General features: G+C 42.1%; 18 protein-coding genes and 1 rRNA gene. 1 reads left to right on the plus strand and 18 read right to left on the minus strand.

Translation table 11 applies throughout. The features are described from left to right. Both FBF61_RS33915 and pruA read right to left on the minus strand, forming a co-directional pair. Window positions 1-74 (minus strand): 16S ribosomal RNA (locus tag FBF61_RS33915); the annotation flags it as partial. Window positions 75-330: 256 nt separating this feature from the next. Further along, window positions 331-1,962 (minus strand): L-glutamate gamma-semialdehyde dehydrogenase, encoded by a 1,632-nt coding sequence (gene pruA, locus FBF61_RS33920; protein WP_138485430.1) that lies wholly within the window; start codon window positions 1,960-1,962, stop codon window positions 331-333. A 172-nt stretch (window positions 1,963-2,134) separates the two neighbouring features. On the opposite strand from pruA, the gene thrC reads away from it, so the two are divergent. Then, window positions 2,135-3,442 carry a threonine synthase gene (gene thrC, locus FBF61_RS33925; protein WP_138485431.1) on the plus strand — a complete coding sequence of 436 codons (1,308 nt, stop codon included), beginning with the start codon at window positions 2,135-2,137 and terminating at the stop codon, window positions 3,440-3,442. A gap of 131 nt (window positions 3,443-3,573) precedes the next feature. Here the strand turns inward: thrC and FBF61_RS33930 are convergent, their stop codons facing one another. From FBF61_RS33930 to FBF61_RS34005, 16 genes are all read right to left on the minus strand, one after another. After that, window positions 3,574-5,382 carry a tetratricopeptide repeat protein gene (locus FBF61_RS33930; RefSeq protein WP_138485432.1) on the minus strand — a complete coding sequence of 603 codons (1,809 nt, stop codon included), beginning with the start codon at window positions 5,380-5,382 and terminating at the stop codon, window positions 3,574-3,576. A gap of 437 nt (window positions 5,383-5,819) precedes the next feature. Then, entirely contained in the window at window positions 5,820-7,427 is a 1,608-nt protein-coding gene (locus FBF61_RS33935) for an Ig-like domain-containing domain (RefSeq protein ID WP_138485433.1), read from the minus strand. 72 nt (window positions 7,428-7,499) lie between these two features. After that, the gene (locus FBF61_RS33940; protein ID WP_138485434.1) at window positions 7,500-8,402 is read right to left on the minus strand and encodes a class I SAM-dependent methyltransferase; all 903 of its coding nucleotides are present in this window, start codon (window positions 8,400-8,402) and stop codon (window positions 7,500-7,502) included. Beyond that, window positions 8,403-10,265: a tRNA uridine-5-carboxymethylaminomethyl(34) synthesis enzyme MnmG gene (mnmG, locus tag FBF61_RS33945; RefSeq protein WP_138485435.1), complete on the minus strand. Its 1,863-nt coding sequence runs from the start codon at window positions 10,263-10,265 to the stop codon at window positions 8,403-8,405. A 53-nt stretch (window positions 10,266-10,318) separates the two neighbouring features. Further along, a complete protein-coding gene (ybeY, locus tag FBF61_RS33950; RefSeq protein WP_138485436.1) occupies window positions 10,319-10,732 on the minus strand; it encodes an rRNA maturation RNase YbeY in 414 nt (137 codons plus the stop codon). 197 nt (window positions 10,733-10,929) lie between these two features. Then, complete coding sequence (locus tag FBF61_RS33955; protein ID WP_138485446.1) at window positions 10,930-14,250, minus strand: coiled-coil domain-containing protein; 3,321 nt, start codon at window positions 14,248-14,250, stop codon at window positions 10,930-10,932. A gap of 254 nt (window positions 14,251-14,504) precedes the next feature. Continuing rightward, window positions 14,505-15,314, minus strand: a complete 810-nt coding sequence (trpA, locus tag FBF61_RS33960; protein ID WP_138485437.1) for a tryptophan synthase subunit alpha — start codon at window positions 15,312-15,314, stop codon at window positions 14,505-14,507. Next, on the minus strand, window positions 15,311-15,670 hold the full coding sequence (locus tag FBF61_RS33965) for a Dabb family protein (protein WP_205748359.1): 360 nt from the start codon (window positions 15,668-15,670) through the stop codon (window positions 15,311-15,313). The genes trpA and FBF61_RS33965 overlap by 4 nt, the downstream gene beginning before the upstream one ends. 79 nt (window positions 15,671-15,749) lie before the next feature. Further along, window positions 15,750-15,950 carry a hypothetical protein gene (locus FBF61_RS33970; RefSeq protein ID WP_138485439.1) on the minus strand — a complete coding sequence of 67 codons (201 nt, stop codon included), beginning with the start codon at window positions 15,948-15,950 and terminating at the stop codon, window positions 15,750-15,752. A 32-nt stretch (window positions 15,951-15,982) separates the two neighbouring features. After that, complete coding sequence (trpB, locus tag FBF61_RS33975) at window positions 15,983-17,182, minus strand: tryptophan synthase subunit beta (RefSeq protein ID WP_138485440.1); 1,200 nt, start codon at window positions 17,180-17,182, stop codon at window positions 15,983-15,985. 5 nt (window positions 17,183-17,187) lie between these two features. Beyond that, on the minus strand, window positions 17,188-17,838 hold the full coding sequence (locus FBF61_RS33980) for a phosphoribosylanthranilate isomerase (RefSeq protein WP_138485441.1): 651 nt from the start codon (window positions 17,836-17,838) through the stop codon (window positions 17,188-17,190). Continuing rightward, window positions 17,835-18,653 (minus strand): indole-3-glycerol phosphate synthase TrpC, encoded by an 819-nt coding sequence (gene trpC / locus FBF61_RS33985; RefSeq protein WP_138485442.1) that lies wholly within the window; start codon window positions 18,651-18,653, stop codon window positions 17,835-17,837. The genes FBF61_RS33980 and trpC overlap by 4 nt, the downstream gene beginning before the upstream one ends. Window positions 18,654-18,707: 54 nt before the next feature. Next, complete coding sequence (gene trpD, locus FBF61_RS33990) at window positions 18,708-19,697, minus strand: anthranilate phosphoribosyltransferase (protein WP_138485447.1); 990 nt, start codon at window positions 19,695-19,697, stop codon at window positions 18,708-18,710. Window positions 19,698-19,769: 72 nt separating this feature from the next. Further along, a complete protein-coding gene (locus tag FBF61_RS33995; protein ID WP_138485443.1) occupies window positions 19,770-20,336 on the minus strand; it encodes an anthranilate synthase component II in 567 nt (188 codons plus the stop codon). A gap of 23 nt (window positions 20,337-20,359) precedes the next feature. Continuing rightward, window positions 20,360-20,668, minus strand: a complete 309-nt coding sequence (locus FBF61_RS34000; protein WP_229215350.1) for a tautomerase family protein — start codon at window positions 20,666-20,668, stop codon at window positions 20,360-20,362. Between the two features lie 99 nt (window positions 20,669-20,767). After that, window positions 20,768-22,189 carry an anthranilate synthase component I family protein gene (locus FBF61_RS34005; protein ID WP_138485445.1) on the minus strand — a complete coding sequence of 474 codons (1,422 nt, stop codon included), beginning with the start codon at window positions 22,187-22,189 and terminating at the stop codon, window positions 20,768-20,770. Window positions 22,190-22,614: the final 425 nt, after the last annotated feature.

A 22,614-nucleotide genomic window follows, 5' to 3' on the forward strand; every position in this document is an offset into this window, starting at 1 on the left:
GCTGCCCCTTCGCCTTGCATGTATTAAGCCTGCCGCTAGCGTTCATCCTGAGCCAGGATCAAACTCTCCATTGTAAATTTTGTTGTGGCATCTATTCCGTAAAATAGTGCCGAATTCTCTTTAACGAGTATTTTCTTACTCTCTTGGTTTATTTCATCATGTCAAAGAACAGGGCCAATCAGACTTTCTTACTCTCTTTTCTTTTTCTCTGTCTGCGATTGGGATTGCAAAGGTAGAAAAATATTTTACACTTGCGATATTGCAGCAAGAAAAAAATCAAAATTTTTAAATATTCTTTATCAATTAAAAATATTTAAAAATATTATACAATTATTCCCCCGTAAGAAAGGAATATTTATAATTAACAGGTGATAATAGTGTCTCCTTAATTGCCCTCGGCGACACCCATCTAAGTAAGTTTAGTACCGATCCCGCCTTGTCATTTGTACCAGAAGAGCGGGCTCCACCAAAGGGCTGCTGGCCAACAACTGCACCTGTTGGCTTATCATTGATGTAAAAATTACCTGCCGAATTAACGAGATTCTCTGTCGCGTATTGAATTGCATACCGATCTTCTGAAAATATAGCCCCAGTTAAAGCGTACGGAGAAGTATTATCGATTACAGTAATAATTTCTTCAAATTGATCTTCATCATATATGTACACCGTTAAGACTGGCCCGAAGATCTCCTCACATAACGTAACATAATCCGATTTCAAAGCCTGAATTACAGTAGGTCTGACAAAATACCCTTTCTCCTTATTATAATTGCCTCCTGTTACGATTTCGGCATCGCTGCTATTCTTTGCCTGTTCTATATAGGATGTGATCTTATCAAAGGATTTTTCATCAATCACAGCATTGACGAAGTTCCCAAAATCCTCAACACCGCCCATCTTAATTTCGGCAAGATCACCCAATATCAGTTCTTTGACTTCTTCCCACAAATTGGAAGGAATATAAGCCCTGGATGCCGCCGAACATTTCTGTCCCTGATATTCAAAAGCTCCACGGATCAGTCCCGTTGCCAATGCTTTCGCGTTTGCGGATCTATGTGCAAGAACAAAATCCTTTCCACCTGTTTCACCAACAATCCGCGGAAAGGTTTTATAGCCTGATATATTTTCGCCTATAGTTTTCCAGATGGTTTGAAACACCTTGGTACTTCCTGTAAAATGAACTCCCGCAAAATCAGCGTGTTTGAATACTATTTCTCCTGCGATCGGCCCATCCACAAGAATCATATTAATAACTCCATCAGGCAAACCGGCTTTTTTAAATACTTTCATAATGACATGCGCTGAATATACCTGTGTGAAAGCAGGCTTCCAGATCACTACATTTCCCATTAACGCCGGTGCAGCAGGTAGGTTTCCCGCTATCGCTGTAAAATTGAATGGTGTAATGGCGAAAACAAAACCTTCCAAAGGCCGGTACTCCATCCTGTTCCAAACACCATCTGATGATACAGGCTGCTGCTCATAAATATCTCTCATGAAATTTACGTTCAGCCGCAGAAAATCAATGATCTCACAAGCTGAATCTATCTCTGCCTGGTATGCGTTCTTAGATTGCCCCAACATCGTTGCAGCATTGATTTCTGAACGGTAAGGACCTGCTATTAAATCTGCCGCCTTCAAAAAAACCGCTGCCCGCTGCTCCCAGTGCAATGAAGCCCATTTTTGTCTGGCTTCGAGCGCAACATCTATTGCCTTTCTGACATCTTCTGAACTGCCTTCGTGGAAGTATCCAAGAATATGTTGATGATCGTGAGGTGGTGAAATAGCTTGCCTGTTTTGGGAAAATACCTCTTCCTTACCTATGTACTGAGGTATTTCTATAATCCGGGATCTCGCATCAGCAAGGGCCTTTTTAAGTTCAGTCCTTTCCTGGCTTCCGGGTGCATAATTTTTTACAGGCTCATTTCTGAGTTCCGGAACTTTAAAAATACCGTGTGACATAACTTTAAGTTTATTGATCAGTCTAACATTGAAAACTTATTACTTTCATTAATCTTAACTGCAGGTACTAAACACATGGCTTAAATAAAGAGTATACACAACCTTATATTATCGCACCAGCAGGTATTTTTCTTTAAATTTGCACCTCAATTTGAATCACATTCGTCTCATAATGATATTTCACAGCACAAAAAACGCAAATTTAAAAGCATCTCTTGAGAAAGCGGTTTTTAACAGCTTACCTCCAGACAATGGCCTATACATGCCTGACTATATTCCAAAAATATCAGATGAATTTCTGGCTGATATAGAAAACAAGACATTCAAAGAGATAGCTGTTGAAATAACTACCACATTATTTGAGAACGAAATTACAAGAACTGAAATTGAATCTATCATTGACAGAGCTTACGATTTTGAAGCGCCGGTTGTGCAAATAACCCCTGATGATTACGTATTGGAGCTATTTCACGGACCTTCCATGGCTTTCAAAGATTTTGGAGCGCGTTTCATGGCAGCTGTCATGTCTTATTTTCTAGCCCGCTCAAAAAAAGAAATAAAAATACTTGTTGCTACATCCGGCGATACCGGCGGAGCAGTAGCACAGGGATTTTATAAAATTCCAGGTATTTCTGTTACCATTTTGTATCCGAGCAATAAAGTAAGTGAAATTCAGGAAAAACAGCTTACCACCCTCGGCCATAATGTTACTGCTATTGAAGTGGATGGAACGTTCGATGATTGTCAGAAACTCGTAAAAGAGGCGTTCCTGGATAAAGAGCTTGCAGAACAGTTTAATCTTGCCTCAGCCAATTCCATCAACATTGCCAGGCTCATCCCCCAATCCTTTTATTTCTTCTCGGCTTACGCCCAGTTGAAAAGACTTGGAAAGCCTCTGGTGTTCTCAGTACCGAGCGGAAACTTCGGAAACTTAAGTGCCGGCTTGCTGGCTTACAACATGGGCTTGCCTGTGGAACAATTTATCGCGTCTACTAATCTGAACAATGCCGTTCCACGATATCTGGAAACCGGGAAGTACGAACCTGTCGCTTCCATCGAAACCATATCCAATGCCATGGACGTTGGCAATCCGAGTAATTTTGTTCGCATGGTCAGATTTTTTGGAGACGACTGGAATTTGGTCAGTGAAAAAATTTCAGGATTCTTTTTTGATGATGAACAAACCCGAAAAGCCATGCGGGAAGTTTTTGGAAGTACAAGCTATGTAATGTGTCCACACACGGCAGTTGCCTACCTCGGACTTGTCGAGTACCGGAAAAAACATAAATCTGATTTTACCGGAGTTTTTCTGTCGACCGCTCATCCGGCGAAATTTATTGACCTCGTCGAAGAAACTTTGGGGAAAAGCATTGAAATTCCGGAAAGACTAAAATCACTGCTAGAAATTGAAAAAGTTTCCGTTAAAATGAAAGCATCATTTTTAGAATTTAAAACATTATTAATGAGTAAGTTAGTATAGATTTTATTGAAAATTATGGCGCTTAGATTTAGTTATATAAATCAAAACGAACTGACGTACGCAAATACTAAAATGTAAAAGGGATCGGACAGTAAAAATAACTGTCCGATCCCTTGCTTTTTTTAATAGTCCTAATTAATGACGTCTCCTCTTAAAATTCGGAAGCGTTTCCTCGACTCGGCCACAAAAATACTTCCCGGATATTTTTCCATCAATTCCTGATACAACTTCATCGCCTGGTCTTTTTCATTTAGTTTTTCCTGATAAAGTTTGGCTGTGGCAAATAAGGCATCGTCACCAAAAATATCATGTCCGAACTTTGAGGTAAGCAGTTTCAAATTTTCCAAGGCCTGTTGATTGCTATCCAGTTTTATGTAGGTCTTCGCAGTAAGCCAAAGAATTTCATCGGCTAGACTATGGCCTTGGTACCTCTGATACAATTTTTTCAAAGTATCCAGAGCTTCAAATTTTTTATTTTGAAAAAGCAAAAGCTCAACTGATGAGTATTCTTTCATGGCGGTTTCGTTGCTGTCGAGCCCGGTGTTGTCCATGATCAGCAGGCTTAGCTCATTGGCATCGTTCGCAATTTCCCGTGTGGTAGCTTTCTTTAAAATATCAAGAACAGCCTTAGCCAGTATAAAATCGCCTTTGTAATAATGAAGCTTCGCATTGCGTAATTTGGCTTCATACCCTAACACATCATCTTTTTGAGACTTCTCTACTTGTGAGTAAACAAGCGTAGCCTCCCACGGTTCGCCTTGCAGTAGATAGATATCCCCGAGATCAAGTTTGCATTTATCCACAAAATTCTTCTCCTGCTTACCGGCCTCAATAGCGGTTTCAAGAATATCGATAGCCTTCTTAAAATCATCCATATAGAATGCATTCAGAATAGCCATATTCCGGAGCGCCTCCATGGTGCGGACGTTCGTGCCAAGCTCATCAACCAGCTGCTGGTACTGGCCCAATAACTTCTGCACCTCACTCTTCTTAACAGGATATGTATTTTTTACCTGTTCTTCTCTCGCAAAAATGGCCATTCTTCTCGATACAGGATAAAGCTGACCCTTTGGATATTCCTTCACAAGGTAGTCAAATACAGCACCTGCGGTGTGATAGTCTACGTTCTGTAGTGCCAGCATTCCCAGATTATAAAGCCTTGCTCCGTTGTGTTTAAAACGCTTATCGAGCGAGCGCTCCTGGATAAAAGCTTTATAAAAATCCTTCCGCTGAATCTGATACCAAATCAATAATTCATTATAAAATCCCTCATTGGGAAATTTTTGAATTTTATCATACAATACCTTTTCCAGCAAAACCTGCTCCTTTTCATCTTTTGTAAAATCCTGAAGCATATTCTGAACTACTTCGGTATTCTGATATCTTAATCCGTACGAAAGCAGTTCGTCAATCATTTTTTCCGGATCGTTCAAGTCGCGGTATACACTTGCGAGTTCAAGATTAAAAAGATCATTTCGCTTTGCCCCTTCCCTAGCCTGAAGTAATATATTCTTGGCCCACTCCGGTTGATTTATAGACCGGAATTCATCCGCTAAATCGCGTTTAAGCTCTATCCTGGCACCGGATGATGTCACTGCCTGTTCGTTTCTTTTCGACGCCTCCTGGGACTTTCCTTGCGCTTCCAGCAGCACTCCCCAGTATAGGTAGTACCAACTCGCATTCACAGCATCATTTTTGATCTGGCGTTTATAGAATTGTTCCCCGTCCCCCCAGGCTCTTGTTCTTGCAATGCAGTTGGTATAATTCTTCAATGCCCCTTTTTCAAAGGAAGATTTCAGAAGACTCGTATAATAGGTAAGCGCCTTTGCACAGTCATTATTTTTAAAATATTCCTCCGCCAGCTCCTTGTCACCCTGCCCGAACGCCGCCGCCCCGGAACAAAAACTATAAATCACAATCCATCTCAAAACCTTTTTCATAATAGAAAAAAAATCTTTTGTTTAATTATTATCTCTTACTAGGGCTGTGGACATGGGGATAAAGAGTTTATCCACTGTAGATTAACATAGTTATCAACATAATGTGAATAACTATTGCGAGTTATCCACTCAAGATTTTTATTTTATCAACAGATAACGTACTGAATTACAAGTTAAGGATTAAAATGTTCACATTTGTGTGTTGAAAACATTGGCTAAAGTGAATTTCAGTTTATCCACATCTTCTTAAGTGTATCAACGCTATGTTAACTTCGATTTAGATGTTGATTATCCACTGTAGGCGTATTTTTGAAAAATTATCCACAGTATATAGGGTTTATCCACAATGTTGTTCACAAATTAGGTGGGTTTATGAACAAGATTTTTGATTTATTAACATAGTTATCCACACTAAGTGCATAAGAAAATCAAAAATTTCATTTAGGAACGGATATATTGACGTCGTTCAGCTCAAAATTACTTTTGACCAAAATTTTATCGGGGAGATAATAGATAGGCTCCGGTTGTTTTTCATCTTCGAAGTTCCCTGTGTCCCATCTTTTGTTGCGGTTGACGTCCAAAATGAGTCTTAAATGGTATTTTCCCTGCGGTATATGCCTGAAAGTATAGGGTGTACTGTATAAGGACTCGACCACCTTAAATTGTTCGTCTACGAGCTCCACAATGAAATGCGTGGATGTGTCAGCGTTCAATACGGCGCCCTTGATTTGACCAAAGTCTTCTTCATTCAGAACCGCGTGTTTAACAAGCATTTTTGGCAGCGTGTCACCTTCGACACTAATGATTGATCCTTTCGGTATATCCCATTTTATGCTATCCTTGGCAAAAGATTTTCCGGCAATTGTGAGCACATTGTGATACTTGTTCCAGCTGTATTTGAATGCGCTGAGCGGCTCATGGGTGAGGCTGTCTGTTATGAGATTGATGTTTTTATCGTCTATAAAGTGGACGGGTTTGTTTAATGTGAATTGATATGTAAAATCATTTGTCAACGGTTTGCTTTGTTCGGGGATAGTGGATGTAGAAAAAGGGTCTTTAACACGTTCTTTTCCCCTTTGGGCTTGAAAAGCTATTTTCTGCTCAAATTCTGTAGTTTTTCCAAGCGAATCGGTGGCCGTAAGTTTCACCAGCGTGGAATCCGGGTGCGGTTGAACGTTGAAGAATTTAAGCGAGGATCCGTTTTCCAGTAGGTAGGGTAGCGTATCCTTATTCATAAAAGTGACGCCGACTGTCTCTACTGATTTGCTGAAAACGACGGAATAATTGTTCACTTTGGGTATGGTCCGTTGTATTTTAAGCGGCGTATTATCTGAAAGAAACATAGTCATACTGTAAGAAACAGAGTCTGAGCCGGCATTGATAGGTTTATCGATAAAGCCTATCCTTTCATCCTTGGCGTTGTAAAGCATATTGCGGTTTTTATCATCAATAGCCACCAGTTGATAGTTTTTGATCTGAACATTTTCAATAGAAAATATACCGCTGCTATCTGTTCTAGAGAAGTAATATGGTTTTTGTTTAGTAATGTTCAGCGTGTCACTGACATTATAGAGACCTACCAGGACGTCGAGAATCGGTTTATTACTTTTGATGTCTTTCAGAGTCCCGTATACTCTGCCGGAGTCAAGACTATTACCAGTGCTGAACACTAATTTGAGATTTTTAGCGGGGTTTTTTTCGGCAAAATCCTTGATAGCATCGCCGAAACTGAGTGTGTAAGTAGTGCTGTCCTGAAATTGATTTTTGAAAGTCAGCGCTACGGACATTCCATTTTGCTTGTAAGAATATGGATTGTCGGCTTCGGGAGTAATGATCAGTTTCTGATTTATGTTGTCCACAACTACATATTCATCGAAGAATAACTCTATTTTTTTTCCTTTGAAGTTGAGTGTTTTGTTGAGCGGCACACTTTCGACGAGATTCGGGGCAAGTGAATCTTTTTTTCCCCCTGTGGGCGATACTTGTTGGGCACATTTTCCGAATAGGATCAGGCATATTACTGCAAAGGCAATGGTTTTGATCATGGTAATGAATTAAAAAAGCCCCCAATACAGTGGGAAAGTATTGAGGGCTGACTGTTGAAATTATCGTTCTGTTTATTTTTTCTTTATAATGTAGATCAAGCTGGATGTATTTATTTTTTCATTTTCGCCGGATCTTCCTTTCAAATTTGATATCAGGCCGGTATTGAAACTAGCAAGTAAGCCCATTTTTTTCGCCTGATACTTGCTGCTCAACATGCTTACATAGAACGAATCGAACCACATGGGTAGGATCTGTGTGATGGCCAGATCATGCTTGTCTAACAGGGTTTTCATCGTTGCTTTTGTAAAGTGGTAAAGATGCCTGGGAACATCATAGGCAGCCCAGAAGCGGCCGTATTTGACGGCATCATGGGACTGGGGATTAGGTACTGCTATGACTATTTTTCCGTCTTCTTTCAAATGATCTTTAATCCAAGTGACATTCTCATTAAGCTGATGAATGTGTTCCAATACATGCCAAAGGGTAATTACATCGAATGATTTTTCAGTCAACTGTGGTGCGATTATGCCCTCGTAAATGGAATCTCCTACCCTAGTGGAAGCGACGGTTCTGGCACCGTAATCCGGTTCGGTGCCGGTAATTTGCCATCCGTCTTTTTGTACGGCCTGGATGAAATTGCCGGTTCCACAGCCTATATCCAGTAAGGATCCTTTTTTGGAAGAAAACTCATTAATGAGTTTTACCTTTTGGTTTATCGTGTAATCGCGAACCGAAATATAGATCTTGCTCATCATATCTTTCGCTTCATCATGATGAGAAATGTAATCTGCAGACTGGTAATATGTGCCTATTTCGTCTTCTGTTGGTCTTGGATTTGTAAGGAGGAAGTTACAGGAATTACACTGCTGTATGGTAAACTCTTTATGGGATACAGTATAATCTTCGACATTCAGGTAATTACTGAAGCTGGTCTTGTCGCATACCGGGCAATTTTTGAGATATTCTAGTTGCATTTATCGTCCTATAAAGAGCATTAAAACTGAGATATCTGATGGGCTTACGCCGCTGATACGTGCGGCCTGCCCAATAGTGGACGGGCGGGTACGTTTCAGTTTTTCCCTACCCTCAAATGACAATGATGTAACAGAATCATAGTTGAAATTTTCGATGATACTGAGATTTTCGAGCTTGTTCATTTTCTCAACGAGCAGCATTTCCTTCTCAATATAGCTGTCGTACTTCAAATTGATTTCGGCCTGTTGAATAGAGTCTTCTCCGTACTCCTGCAATAAGGCAGCGACGGTTAGGTTTGCCTCTGAAAGTTGATGGATGGAAATTTGAGGTCTTTTTAACAGTTGTGCCAGAGAAGTTTTTTCCCGTAAAGTGGCCGTTCCTATTTCTTCAAGAGCAGCATTAATTTCCTCGGGGGTGAGTTTGGTGTTAGAGAACGCGGCAATGATTTCAGCTACTTCCTGCTTCTTTTTTCTGACTGTATCTAATCGGTTTTGGTCAGCTAACCCAATTTCATACCCTTTTTCCGTAAGCCTTATATCTGCATTATCCTGTCTTAACAGAGTGCGGTACTCAGCCCGGGACGTGAACATTCGGTATGGCTCTTCGGTACCCTTGTTAATGAGATCGTCTATCAGTACACCGATATATGCCTCTGATCTTTTTAGCACGAAAGGATCAAGATTATTGACGTTTCTATGCGCGTTGATCCCTGCTATGAGGCCCTGGCAGGCTGCCTCTTCGTATCCCGTAGTACCGTTGATCTGGCCTGCAAAAAAGAGATTTTTTATAAGATGTGTCTCTAAGGTTGATTTCAATTGTGTGGGCGGAAAGTAATCGTATTCTATTGCATAGCCTGGTCGGAACATCTTGGCGTTTTCAAAGCCGGGAATTTTCCGGAGTGCAGCATATTGCACATCTTCAGGAAGAGAAGTAGAGAATCCATTAACATATACTTCAACCGTATCCCACCCTTCTGGTTCCACAAAAATCTGGTGACGGTCCTTATCTGCAAACCTGTTGATCTTATCCTCTACAGACGGACAGTAGCGAGGGCCAATTCCTTTTATGCGCCCCGAGAACATAGGCGATTTTTCGAAACCGGTTCTAAGCAGTTCGTGCACTTCGTTGTTGGTGTAGGTTATCCAGCAGCTTCTTTGTTTGGATAGCGGCTTGGTATCCGTGTATGAGAATTTGGCTGGATGCTCGTCGCCTGGCTGCTCTTCCATTTTGGAGTAATCGAGGGAGCGCCCGTCTACTCTTGGAGGAGTCCCTGTTTTCATGCGTCCCGACTCAAATCCAAGTGTTAGCAGTTGTTCAGTAATTCCGGTCGCAGCTTTTTCGCCAGTGCGGCCGCCGCCGAAGTTTTTCTCACCAATGTGGATCAGACCGTTCAGGAATGTCCCGTTTGTTAGTACTACTGCTTTTGATCTGATCTCAATTCCCAGGCTGGTCCGTATACCACATGCTCTGCCGTTGTCCAGTAGTATTTCCTTGGCGGTATCCTGCCAGAAGTCCACATTTTTATTATTCTCTAAAATGTTTCTCCACTCCTGGGCAAACAGCACGCGGTCACTTTGGCATCGGGGACTCCACATGGCGGGACCTTTGGACAGATTAAGCATCCGGAATTGTATCATGGTTTTGTCACTGACAATTCCCGACTGACCTCCGAGAGCGTCTATTTCCCGTACGATCTGTCCCTTTGCCACGCCACCCATTGCGGGGTTGCACGACATCTGCGCGATGGTATGCATATTCATTGTAACGAGTAGCACGGATGAGCCCATCGTGGCCGCGGCCGCCGCCGCTTCGCATCCGGCATGTCCTGCTCCTACTACGATTACATCATATTCTTGAAACATAATTGGATTCTTGTTAAACCACTTTAATTAAAGTGTTCCACGTGGAAATTTAATTAGAACTGCAAAAGATACTGATCCTCTTTCGCTCTCATCTCTTTTTTTAGGCTCTCTGTATCGTCCTGGTAGCCCATCAAATGCAGGAGCCCATGAATCAGGACGCGGCGCATCTCTGTCTCAAAATCGGCCTGAAATGTCTCAGCATTTTCCCGTACCCTATCCACACTGATATAGATGTCGCCCTCCAATTTATTGTCTTCCTCACTATTGTCAAACGTAATAATGTCGGTGAAATAGTCGTGATCGAGGTATTGCTTATTGATTTCAAGCAAATATTCGTCAGAGCAAAAAATATAATTCAACTCAGATATATCGTAACCCTCTGATATTGAGGTATTTTTGATCCATTTCTTGGTTTTAAGTGGCTTGGCTAGATCGAATGGGATATCTTCTGCAAAAAAATTGAGCATGTTCGCTGAACTGGCCGGTCCCGACAATTGGCATCCGTCTGGCAGGACCGTTATTGTTAAATATTTGAAGCTAAATTAAACACAAACATACGTAAGTATCTTGAAAAGATAAGTTTAGCAGATAAGAGCGTCAGCCAGCATCTTCTTAAAAAGTGTTAACGCTCTTACCTGCTTGTTCCAACAAAAGGATTTTGTAATCAGTTCTTGGCCTGATATTTCCGGAAGTAACTGTCTACTTCACGTTTGTAGAATGGAGAAAATGTAGGCGGTATTGTCCGTAGCAATTCTGTCTGCTTTTCTTTCTCACGGATGTATGTTTCAAAGGCGGCTGGGGGCTGTCTCGGGAGCTGCTTTGCACTTTGTGCTTTGCGCTGCTCATCCTCATCCTGCTCCTTCATTGCTTTTTCCGATTCCAGCAACCTGGTCGTTATTTCCTGATTGCGTTTGATAAGCTCCGGAGTGATTCTTTTGTTTACGAGATCAGTTTCTGTTTCATCCATTTTTTCAGAAATCTCCTGCAACTCTTTTCCGAACTGTTTACCGGCTTCGGTACCTTTCTGTGAATCCATAAGGTCCTGGATCATTTTACGTATCATAGCCTGCTCCGCTGCCATACGTGCAAGTTTTTCAGAATTCTGGCCCTGCCCTTCCTTGCCCTGGCCGAGTTGCTTGATTTGCCCGTTGAGTTTTTCCTGCATCTCACCCATCCCTGGCTGTTCCCCTTTTTGCTTTCCTTTTTTGCCTTTACCTTTTCCAGGCATGGCCATCGCCATTTGCTGTTGCATCTGGTTAAAAACGTCCCCGAGCATCAATGCAAGATTATTCATCGATGTCATCGCAAACTGTTGTTTTGATGTAGCCAAATTGATTTGGCGATCCTTGATGCTCTTTACGCTTTCGTCCATATACGACTTCATATCGTTGAGCTCCCTTGTTATAAACGATTGGATCTGAACCACACGATTGGCAAGTGCATAAAGGCTGTCTTCCACTATTTTGGCATCGTCCTTCAATTTAAGCTGCTGCTGACCCAATTTGATAAATCGCGGATCCTGTAGGCTCACGCCACGAAAATCTTTCATTAACGTTTCCTGATCAAATGAAAGAGTGATCAGATTTTCAAGAATGTCGCGTAGTGCATCGAGATTTTCCTGCATTTGTTCCATCTCTGCGGCTTCCATAGCTTCCGACATGGACTTAGACATTTTTTTCATCGACTGCGCTGCTTTTTTTTGCGATTCAGAGGCTTTTGAATTCTGTTGCTTGTCCAACTGCTTCTTGCCCTCTTCCATCTGCTCAGAGGCGGTTTTCTGCTCCTCTTTCTGCGTATCGACCGGCTGGTCCAGTTCCTTGCTCATTTCCTCAATCTCCTTAGAATTTTCCTGGGCCTTTTCAAATTCATCCTGAATCTTCTCTTGCTCTTGTTTCAGATCCTCGTTCTTACCCTTTTTTTCATCCGCGCTTTTATTTTTATCATTTTCCTGTGTTTTCTCTGAGAGCGCTTCCTCTTTTTCTGCGAGTTCGTCAAGCTTCTCGACCAGGTTTTCCATTTTCTGCTCCATCTGCATTTGCTTGAAAAGTTTCATGGTTCTTTCAAGCTCCTTTTCGAGGTTGCCCTCTTTGTTGCGCAGTTTTTCCAGCATTGTGGACATCCGCTCGCTTTGTTTTTGTTCGAGGAGTTTTTTTAATTCCTTGTAAAGCTTGTCGGTGTCATTGTCCATCAAATCATTCATCAGCTTTTGGAGCTGTTCGATCTTACTTTGCAATTCCGGGCTTTGCTGGTTGAATTGTTTTGATTTTTCATTCGAGTTCTGATGTTTTTCCTGCAACGCCTGAATTTCTTTCATCAGCTCCTCCCGTTTTTTCAGGACTTCTTCAATTTGCTTTTGTTCTTTAAAATCCAGCTCCTTATTGCTTTTCAGTCGATTATCCAGATTAGTAAGGTCTTTTTGCAGGCTCTGGGCTTTTTTAAGCGCAGATTGCATCTGATTTTCGGTTTCCTGTTCAGATTTTTTGATCTCAGCTTCCAATTGGTCTTTCGATGGTACCGTGAACTGAATCGACCTGGAACGTGTGCTTTTTGCACCGTTTACGCCGTCGTTGTCCCACACCTGGGCATAATATTCAATCCTGTCGCCCGGAGCAAGCTGGAGGCTGTCTACGTACCATTGAAAGAAAAAGCTTTGCGTATTGACTGTTTTGTTGAATGGTATTGGGATACCCTTCGGTTCTGATGAAGAATTATCATTCGCCCTTTTCACCGAATAAAACATTTTCAGCTGTGAAAATCCATAATCATCGCTGATAGAACCTCCCAGGACCAGGTAATTGTATAACGTCGTGTCCTGGAAATTCTCAAGATTGAGAATAGGATGCTTGTCAGGTATCACATTGATGTAGTATCCGATCTTCTCGGCGTTGGTTGCCTCATCATTTTTCAGCATTACCTGATATTGCGAAGACTTTCGTGCAGACCTGCGGATCTGAAAATGCTCACCACTGCTTTCTTTCGCCTTGTACAAAACCGAATCGTTTTCGAACCGGATACTCAGGGAATTGGTAGACGAGGCGTTGAAATCCCACTCTACGGTAGTCCCTTCCGGAACAGAAAGATTTCCAACATTATTAAGGCCTTCAGAGGGTTTTTTGAGATATGCCGGATAGTGCAGGTTCACATCAAATGAAAGCAGAGACGGCCTTTCTGCAACTTTTATTCTATACTCATCGGAAACAAAACCCGCTGCATCAAACGAAAAAGCTACGTCACGCTGTAAATTTTTAAACAGATACGAAAAGTTCTGATTTCCGTCCCTGGTAAGCTTAAACCTCGACCCGTTTTGCACCAGGTACACAGCAGTAGGCAATGCTTCACCTTTTAGGGATAGTTTGAGTGTAAAGTCTTCATTCCTGAACGCTTTGAGACTTTTGTTTTCAAGAATGAAGGAAAACGGTGCGTACGTATAGTTCTTTTGAAAATGTATGATCCTGTCGGAACTTGAAGTGAAAAAGGATGGGTTAAACAGTAAAATTGCGGCGATTGCAGCGAGTGGATAAATGGCATATTTGAGCCATTTTTTATTTTCATTGAAACGGATGGCATCGGAGAACTTTACGATCAGCAATTGCCCGGACTTTTGCCGGATACTGGCTTCGATGAGATCGGACTGTGTACCGGACAGATTTTGTAGCTGTAGCGTGTTAACCAGCTTATCACCGATTTCCGGGAAATACTGGCCGATCTGCAATGCGGCCGACTGATCAGAAAGCGGCTTTTTAAGCCCCGATAAAAGGATGATGGGCTGAATTACCCATTGGAAGAAAGAAAACGCAAGGACAGCAAGAAAACCGAAGAATAACATGCCTCTGATTGCCGAACTGAACCGCCCGAAGTATTCCAGTGTGTTGAAAAACAAGAATACGGTCAAAAGCAAGGCAGCGGAAAGAATAATCCCTTTGAGCAACTGGTTTTGATAATATTTCTGACGGTATTCCTGAATGCGAAGCAGCAGGCCTTCCATAGCCGGGTTGAAAGGAGTCATATATATCTTCGTTTTAAACTATTGGAATATATTAACGTGTGCCTGGCGCAAAAATTACGGATTGACCATGCGTGTATATAACAAAGTAATTTAGTGAAATTATCTGGAAATTATAGTCTGTTACCGGTATAAACGGCTACCAGAATCAAATTTGACACATAAAAAAACAAACAACCCGGTGAAGAGTTGTTTGTTATGAAGCTAATGCCAAATGACGTATGAGACTATGATGCTTAGGCTTCGATGGTCTCAGGATAATTTTTCACTTCTCTGATAAACGATTTTACATCCTGTTCCAGATCGTTGCTTTCTTGTAAAACCCTTATAAATGCACTGCCTATGATTGCTCCGGCGGCATGCTGCGATGCTTTCCGGAATGTAGGATTGTCCTTAATACCAAATCCGATAAGCCGCGGGTTGCGGAGATTCATAGCATTGAGGCGCTCGAAATATGATTCCATGTCATCGCTTACACCGCTTTTTGAGCCTGTGACGCTTGCTGAAGAAACTGTATAGATAAAACCCTCACTTACCTCATCTATTTGCCTGATACGGGATTCCGACGTTTGCGGAGTAACAAGGAAAATATTCAGGATACCGTAAGAATCAAATATACGTTTGTATTCAGTCAGATATACATCCATAGGCATGTCGGGCAGGATAAGACCGTCAATACCAATTTCCGCACATTTTTTACAGAAATTCTCCACGCCAAACTGCAGCACAGGATTGACATAACCCATCAGCAATACCGGAATTGAAATATGCTCACGCATATTTTCCAGCTGATCAAAAAGGATCTTGACAGACATGCCATTCTCAAGTGCCTGATCGTTACTTCGCTGGATTGTTTCTCCGTCGGCAACGGGATCAGAGTAAGGCATTCCGATTTCCACAAGATCGGCACCGCCATCCTGCAAAGCTCTCAAGATGCGACTGGTGTCATTGAGCTCGGGAAATCCGGCGGTGAAATAGACATTCAGAAGCCCATTGCTGGTATTTCCTTCTTTGTTTTGCTCAAAAAGATTTACAATCCGGTTCATTCTTTTGTCCAGTAATCCGCTACTAAAACTTTGTCCAGATGTGGTCCAAGTACTTTTCCAAATGCTTTATGATCAGGATGCGGCAGATATATGGCACGGCCTTCCTCGCTGTCAAATGTTACGAAGAAAATGTGTGTGAAACCCTGGGACAGGCCTTCCGGACTATTGTTTGTGCCCCATTCAAGGCTTTTGATTTCTTTGATCTTTGATGGAAGTGCCCTGAAAGCGTCTTCCACTTCTTTTACCTGGGCCGGAGTTGCAGAGTCTTTGAATTTGAACAGAACAACGTGACGTAACATTTTCTTAGGGGGATCTTTTTGAGGTGAAACAAAGGCCATAGATCCGAAAAGAACCATACTGGCTAGAAAAAGAAGTTTAAGATTCATAAGATTCAGATTACCGGTTTTTTAGTTAAAATTTAATAAAAAGGCTGACCTACGCAGAGCAGTTAAGACACTCTTCTTCACCACTGAACTTCAGTCTGTCGAATTCTCCAAGTTTTTCTTTCAGTTCAAGGATTTCATCTTCCAGGTCGCATCTTTCAAAAAGAGAGAGTTCGCCGGAGTTTATTTTTGCTTCCAGCCCCTGTAATTTCAGTCTTAAATCGAATACTTCCGGTAATGTTAGAGTAGCCATTTGATGTGTGATTTATTTTGAAAATTGAAAAGCTAATCAATATATTTCATGTAGGTTGACATATCCTTATCGCCCCGACCGGAAAGATTTACGACTACGGTATCATTCAAAGATGCCCCCAGTCGTCCCAAAAGCGCCAATGCATGTGACGATTCCAGTGCAGGTATAATGCCTTCCATTCGCGTCAGCTCAAATGCTGCTTGTACAGCCTCTTCGTCTGTTGCCGACATGAATATGCCACGTCCGCTGTCAAACAGATAGGCATGTTGCGGGCCTATTCCAGGATAATCCAGACCGGCAGATATGGAAAACGGCTCAACGACCTGTCCGTCTTCGGTCTGCATCAGGATTGTTCTGCTGCCGTGTAAGACACCAGGTTTTCCCAGGGCAGTTGTAGCTGCGGAATGACCAGACTCAAGGCCTTTGCCGGCAGCCTCAACGGCAACCAATTTAACATCTTCATCTTCAAGGAAATGGAAAAAAGCACCGGCCGCATTACTTCCTCCACCAACACAGGCCACTACATAATCAGGAGTTTCGCTACCAGTTTGTTCTTTGAGCTGCCACCTGATCTCCTCTGAAATGATGGACTGAAAACGGGCAACCATATCAGGATAAGGATGAGGACCCACCACAGAGCCGATAATATAATGCGTATCGACCGGGTTGTTGATCCAATGGCGCATCGCTTCGTTCGTGGCGTCTTTTAATGTTCTCGACCCGCAGGTTGCAGGACGAACCTCCGCGCCCAGCATTTTCATGCGGGCAACATTCGGTGCCTGGCGTTCGATATCCAGTTCGCCCATGTACACAATACATTCGATATCCATCAAGGCGCAAACTGTTGCTGTGGCCACACCATGCTGTCCGGCGCCGGTTTCAGCTACCACGCGTTTTTTGCCCAGTCTTTTCGCCAATAGTATCTGGCCGATCGTATTATTTACCTTATGTGCGCCTGTATGGCACAGGTCCTCTCTTTTCAGGAAAATATTCGTTTTATATTTTTCTGAAAGCCTGCCTGCCCGATATAATGGAGTCGGCCTGCCTACATAATTTTTAAGAAGATCGTTAAATTCTTTCTGAAAGTCTGGCTCTGCGATGATCTGCAGATAGTTTTCTCGCAGTTCTTCCACATTCGGATATAGCATTTCGGGAATAAAAGCACCCCCAAAGCTGCCATAATAGCCGCGCGCATCCACATGATATAACTTCTTTTCTGCTACTGCTTCCATAATTGTTAAGCTTCCGCCTCTTCTTGTTCTTTTACGCGCAATAAACTAAATAACTCTTCCAATCGTGTAATATCTTTTACTCCGGGTTCCATTTCAAACATGCTGTTAACGTCAATTCCGTAGATAGGCAGTGTTTTTGACAATGCAATAATTTCTTCGATATTCTCCAGACCTATACCGCCGCTGAGGAGAAAAGGTTTTTCGTTGTCGTATTTCTTTAATAGTTTCCAATCAAATGCAGTTCCATTTCCGCCAGGATTAATTCCTTTGGTATCGAACAGAAACAGATCGCAGAAGGATTTATAATTGTTCAGCATTGCGAAATTGAATTTTTCGTCGATAGAGAATGCCTTGATAATGTTGACACCTTTCTGGCGGATGCTCCTGCATAAATCCGGCATTTCATTTCCGTGAAGCTGAGCGTATTGCAAATCGTACTTTTTGACCATATCAAGAATGTACCCCGGGTTTGCATTGACAAAAACACCTACCTTCTTAATGCTTTTGGGAATATTTCTGATATATGTTTCATCCAATTCTTCACCCACATAGCGAGGTGATTTTTCATAAAAAATAAACCCGATGAAATTGGGCTGTAACGCAACTAATTTTTCAATGTTGCCTTGCTGGCGCATTCCGCAAACTTTAATTTTCATAAAACCAGAGGGTTTAAGTTGCTGTGTTGAGTTAGATGGTCTTGTAAATCTGCAAGTGCGGTTCCAGGATTTACCGTTTTCATAAAAGTTTCTCCAATTAAGAAGCCTTTGTATCCATGTTGATATAGGCGTAAAATAGCTTGGGCATCTTTCAGCCCGCTCTCGGATATTTTAACAAAAGAATCAGGTATTTTGTCACTTAATTCCACGGATGTCTCTATGGATGTCTCGAAGGTTTTGAGATTTCTGTTGTTAACGCCGACGATATCAATGTCTTCACCAATGCTCTCGCTCAGTTCCTGTGCATTGTGTACCTCAAGAAGCACTTCCAGCCCCAACTCATGTGCTCTTTTGCTGAGGAGCTGTACCTCCGCAGGCGAAAGGCAAGCTGCAATCAGAAGGATAACATCCGCTCCTATGGATTTCGCCTCAAAAAGCTGGTATTCGTCAACAATGAAATCCTTGCGGAGCATCGGTGTACTGGGATTGGCAGCTCTGGCGCTCAGAAAGTCAGAAAAAGATCCTCCGAAAAAATCGGAATCTGTGAGCACAGACAACCCGGCAGCACCGGCCTTTACATAGTCAGCAGTAACCGTTTCGGGTAGCACCTGGTCGTTAATAATGCCCTTTGACGGCGATTTCCGTTTGAACTCAGAAATGATCTGCGGAGATGAAGCATATCTTAAAGCCGAAGACAAGGAAAGGGTACTATGAAGAAACAAAGGTTCTTTTTCCAGGTCGGAAATTGATTTCTGCTTTTTTGATTCTTCAACCTCTTGTTTCTTCCGGGCGACAATTTTCTCTAATATATTCATCAATCTATCTATATACCAGTATAGTTAACAATATCTGATGGGCGGCTTTACAGGTTATTCTTCTATTAATTTCTTAAAACTTTTCAGGGCCTTTTTGCTCTCCAGGGACTCTCTGGCGACCTCAACGGATTCCAGCAGGGACCATGATGGATTTGCGCAATGCAAAGCCAAAGCAGCATTGGCAAGGACTGCCTGTTTTTGAGAAGCGGTGGCAGAGTCATTCAGGACATCCATGAAAATTTTTGCAGAAGCTTCGACGGTCTTTCCTCCAGACAAATCATCAGAACGCAAAGTTTGCAAACCCAAATCAGCGGGTGTCAGAATTTGCTCTGAATGAGCAGTGATAATTTTGAAAGCACCTGTCAGTGACGCCTCATCATAACCGTCTAGTGCGTGCAGGACCAGAAATTGCTTGTCCGTTTGTTGGTAAAGATAAGCAAAAAGACGAGCTAATTCAAGACTGAACACGCCTACAAGTTGTTTTTGCGGGGATACCGGATTTACCATTGGCCCAAGCATATTGAAAAAGGTTTTTACGCCCAATTCCCGACGCACAGGAGCCACGTTCTTCATAGCCGGGTGGAATAGGGGGGCATGTAAAAAACAAACGCCTGCTTCGTCGATTTTTCGCTCCAGCACACTTTTATCGTTCGTAAACTTCGCACCAAGGTATTCCAGGACGGTAGATGACCCACATAGGGAGGAGACACCGTGATTACCGTGCTTGGCGACTTTCTGGCCGGCGCCGGCAACTACGAAACATGACAGGGTAGATATATTAAAAGTGTCCTTTCCGTCACCGCCGGTGCCGCAGACATCGATTGGATCGTAAGCGGATAAATCCACGGCAAGACATAACTCAAGCATTGCATCGCGGAAACCCTCCAGTTCTTCAACAGTGATGCTGCGCATGGCATAAATTGTGAGAAAAGAAGCGATTTCTGAAGTCGAATATTTACCGGTGCTGATACCGATTAGCATATCCTTGGATTGTTCTTTACTGAGAAGCCTGTACTCGAAGAGGTGACTAAGAATATTTTTCATCATAAAGCGGCAATGAATTAAATGGCAAAAAGTGGCGGGTTATTGATTTCAGTTTTGGCTTTCTATTTAAATTTAAATAGAAAGCCAGTTTTCAAGCATTTCCTTACCATGTTCTGTCAGCACAGATTCCGGGTGAAATTGTAAGCCTTTAACATCGTATTTTTTGTGAGAAAGACCCATAACTCTCCCCTTTTCATCCAGCGCAGTAATCTGTAGATCCTCAGTAAAAGTTTCAGGTATGACAGTCCATGAGTGATATCTGCCAACTTTGATCTCAGATGGAAGTCCTCTGAAAATACGGTCGGAAGGATCTGTAACCAGCGCAATATCGCTGATACCGTGGAGGACGTCTGTCATATTTTCCAATGTCGCGCCATATACCTCCCCGATTCCCTGATGTCCCAGGCAAATTCCAAGAATACTTTTGCTTGGGCCATATTCTCTGATTACTTCCGGCATAATTCCGGCCTCGGAAGGTATCCCCGGCCCTGGGGACAAGAGTATCTTATCGTAGTTTGCGACGTCTTCCAGGGCAATTTTATCGTTACGGAAAATATCTACTTTGTCGTTAAGCTCGCGTAAAATATATACAAGGTTGTATGTAAAAGAGTCGTAGTTGTCAAGAACAAGAATTTTCATTTTAGTTATAATTTAGGGTTGATTTATACCGCCAGCGGATAACCAAGTACCAATTCATCGCCGGATTTCCCGCGTATGCCCCAGTTATGCATTGGTGTTTCTGTCAATGTTATTTCGACATCGTTTGGTAAAATATTTAAATTCTGCTCAAATCGCTCGAAAATCAATTGATACAAAGCTTTCTTTGCTGCAATAGAACGTCCTTCAAACAAGGATATCTCGATGATGGTATATTGTCGAGTACGGCCCTCAGGGTAGTAAAAATCACCTTCATCCAAATAGAAAAATCGATGTGCACGTTTGTTCTCAGGATAATTTAATGCTTCTACCACACAAGAATGCAGACAGTCTGAGAGCTTATTCCGTCTTGGAAAGAGAAACGTTCTGTTACCGTATATTTTGATTTGTGACATCTTCCGTTCAACAACGCTTTAAATTTCTTCGGCTACTTCGATCGCATTACGAAGTGCAGCCAGTTTGCTGTTTATTTCCTGCAATTCACTTTCTACATTGGATTTCGCAACTACACCCATTCCTGCACGGAAGAAAAGTGTATTGTTTTTACTGAGGAAGGTGCGTATTGCTATGGCGTGGTTGAAATCTCCGTTGAAATCCATGAAACCGATAGCTCCACCATAAATACTGCGGTTGCTGGTCTCCATTTGATCAATAAGTTTCATCGCATTGTGCTTTGGTGCTCCGGAAAGTGTACCGGCAGGGAATGTGTCGGCCACCAATTGAAGAGGATTCACGCCTTGCTTCATAGTCCCGACCACCTTCGAAACCAGGTGTATCACATGTGAGTAGTACTGCACCTCTTTGTAATTTGTGACTTTGACGGCGTCGCAACTGCGGCTAAGGTCATTACGGGCCAGATCCACCAGCATAACATGCTCTGCGGTTTCTTTTGGATCGTTTAACAGGTTCTGCGCAGCTTCTGCGTCAGCCTGATCATCACCTGTTCTGCGAAATGTGCCGGCAATCGGGTGAATTTCCGCCTGGCCGTTTTTGATAAAAATCTGTTTTTCCGGAGAAGATCCAAAGATTTTGTAATTGCCGTAATCGAAATAAAATAAATAAGGTGAAGGGTTTATCGAGCGTAAAGCTCTGTAAACATTGAATTCGTCACCCTTAAAACTCCTGCTGAACCTGCGGGAAGGAACGATTTGAAAGACATCACCACGCAAACAGTGATCAATTCCTTTTTGAATAACGGCTCTCATTTCGTCGTCGGTAACATTTGACGTTTCTTCAGAAGCAATTTTGAAGCCATACTTTGGAAAATTTCTGTTTTTAATCAGGTTCTCTATTTGCTCAAAACTGTTTTCCTCTTTGGCGTCCCCATATTGATGTTCAAATATGTATAATTCATTTTTAAAATGATTGATCGCAATTACATAACGATAAACCTGATAGAAGATTTGGTCGATTTCTGTTTCCGGGTTCGCTTGCTGAATCTCAATATCTTCATAATAGCTCACAGCGTCATATGTCATGTGGCCAAATAAGCCGTTGGTAATGAACGGAAATTTATTTTTCTCTGATTTGAAACTCTGAGCGAAACTATATAGGGTCTGGACGGCGTCACGGGGATTAGACAAATCATAACTTTTTACTTCTCCATCTGGGAATTGCTCGGTGACACGGCTATTATTCAGCTTGAAGAAAGCGACGGGGTCGCAACAAATATATGTAAATGAGTTTTCATTGCCGTGATAGTCAGAGCTTTCCAATAAAATGGTGTTGACAAAGCGGTCTCTTAGCTTCAAATAGATCGATACTGGCGTTAAGGTATCAGCCAGCAGTTTCTTGTAGCGGGTGGTTATTGAATAAGTTGTGTTTAATGTTTCCATTCTGGATTTTTATAAAGGGACATAAAAAAACGGCTCGCTGTCAGATGAACAGCGAGCCGTTTGGAAAGTATATTACATTTTATACTAATCAATAGCTTATGCGTCCATCTTGTTAAGACGTGCACACCACCACCAAAAAGTATTTAATGAGTATTTCATGATTTTATGATTATGCCTTGACGGCATTAATGGAACAAATATATGGAAAAGAAATAGACGACCTAGCTTCCACCTCGTAAAAAATTATTTTTCCATTCTTATTAATAAATAGCGGATCGAGGATATAAGATATAGAACCGCGTTTAAACGCAAACAGCATCCTTTATGGGGATGCTGTTTAGGTTTTGTACTAGTATTGTGGCGGCTACCTACTTTACCAGGTTTGATCCAAGTATCATCGGCGGTCCCGGGCTTAACTTCTCTGT

This window comes from Dyadobacter bucti, assembly GCF_005869225.1.
Lineage (GTDB): Bacteria > Bacteroidota > Bacteroidia > Cytophagales > Spirosomataceae > Dyadobacter > Dyadobacter bucti.

Excerpts from the sequence above, each read along its gene's own strand:
- thrC (WP_138485431.1), top strand. The coding sequence starts at position 2,135 with ATGATATTTCACAGCACAAAAAACGCAAATTTAAAAGCATCTCTTGAG.
- FBF61_RS33955 (WP_138485446.1), bottom strand. The coding sequence starts at position 14,250 with ATGGAAGGCCTGCTGCTTCGCATTCAGGAATACCGTCAGAAATATTAT.
- FBF61_RS33995 (WP_138485443.1), bottom strand. The coding sequence starts at position 20,336 with ATGAAAATTCTTGTTCTTGACAACTACGACTCTTTTACATACAACCTT.
- trpB (WP_138485440.1), bottom strand. The coding sequence starts at position 17,182 with ATGGAAGCAGTAGCAGAAAAGAAGTTATATCATGTGGATGCGCGCGGC.
- trpA (WP_138485437.1), bottom strand. The coding sequence starts at position 15,314 with ATGAACCGGATTGTAAATCTTTTTGAGCAAAACAAAGAAGGAAATACC.
- mnmG (WP_138485435.1), bottom strand. The coding sequence starts at position 10,265 with ATGTTTCAAGAATATGATGTAATCGTAGTAGGAGCAGGACATGCCGGA.
- trpC (WP_138485442.1), bottom strand. The coding sequence starts at position 18,653 with ATGAATATATTAGAGAAAATTGTCGCCCGGAAGAAACAAGAGGTTGAA.
- FBF61_RS33935 (WP_138485433.1), bottom strand. The coding sequence starts at position 7,427 with ATGATCAAAACCATTGCCTTTGCAGTAATATGCCTGATCCTATTCGGA.
- FBF61_RS33970 (WP_138485439.1), bottom strand. The coding sequence starts at position 15,950 with ATGGCTACTCTAACATTACCGGAAGTATTCGATTTAAGACTGAAATTA.
- trpD (WP_138485447.1), bottom strand. The coding sequence starts at position 19,697 with ATGAAAAATATTCTTAGTCACCTCTTCGAGTACAGGCTTCTCAGTAAA.
- FBF61_RS33940 (WP_138485434.1), bottom strand. The coding sequence starts at position 8,402 with ATGCAACTAGAATATCTCAAAAATTGCCCGGTATGCGACAAGACCAGC.
- FBF61_RS33980 (WP_138485441.1), bottom strand. The coding sequence starts at position 17,838 with ATGAAAATTAAAGTTTGCGGAATGCGCCAGCAAGGCAACATTGAAAAA.
- FBF61_RS34005 (WP_138485445.1), bottom strand. The coding sequence starts at position 22,189 with ATGGAAACATTAAACACAACTTATTCAATAACCACCCGCTACAAGAAA.
- FBF61_RS33965 (WP_205748359.1), bottom strand. The coding sequence starts at position 15,670 with ATGGTTCTTTTCGGATCTATGGCCTTTGTTTCACCTCAAAAAGATCCC.
- FBF61_RS33930 (WP_138485432.1), bottom strand. The coding sequence starts at position 5,382 with ATGAAAAAGGTTTTGAGATGGATTGTGATTTATAGTTTTTGTTCCGGG.
- ybeY (WP_138485436.1), bottom strand. The coding sequence starts at position 10,732 with ATGCTCAATTTTTTTGCAGAAGATATCCCATTCGATCTAGCCAAGCCA.
- pruA (WP_138485430.1), bottom strand. The coding sequence starts at position 1,962 with ATGTCACACGGTATTTTTAAAGTTCCGGAACTCAGAAATGAGCCTGTA.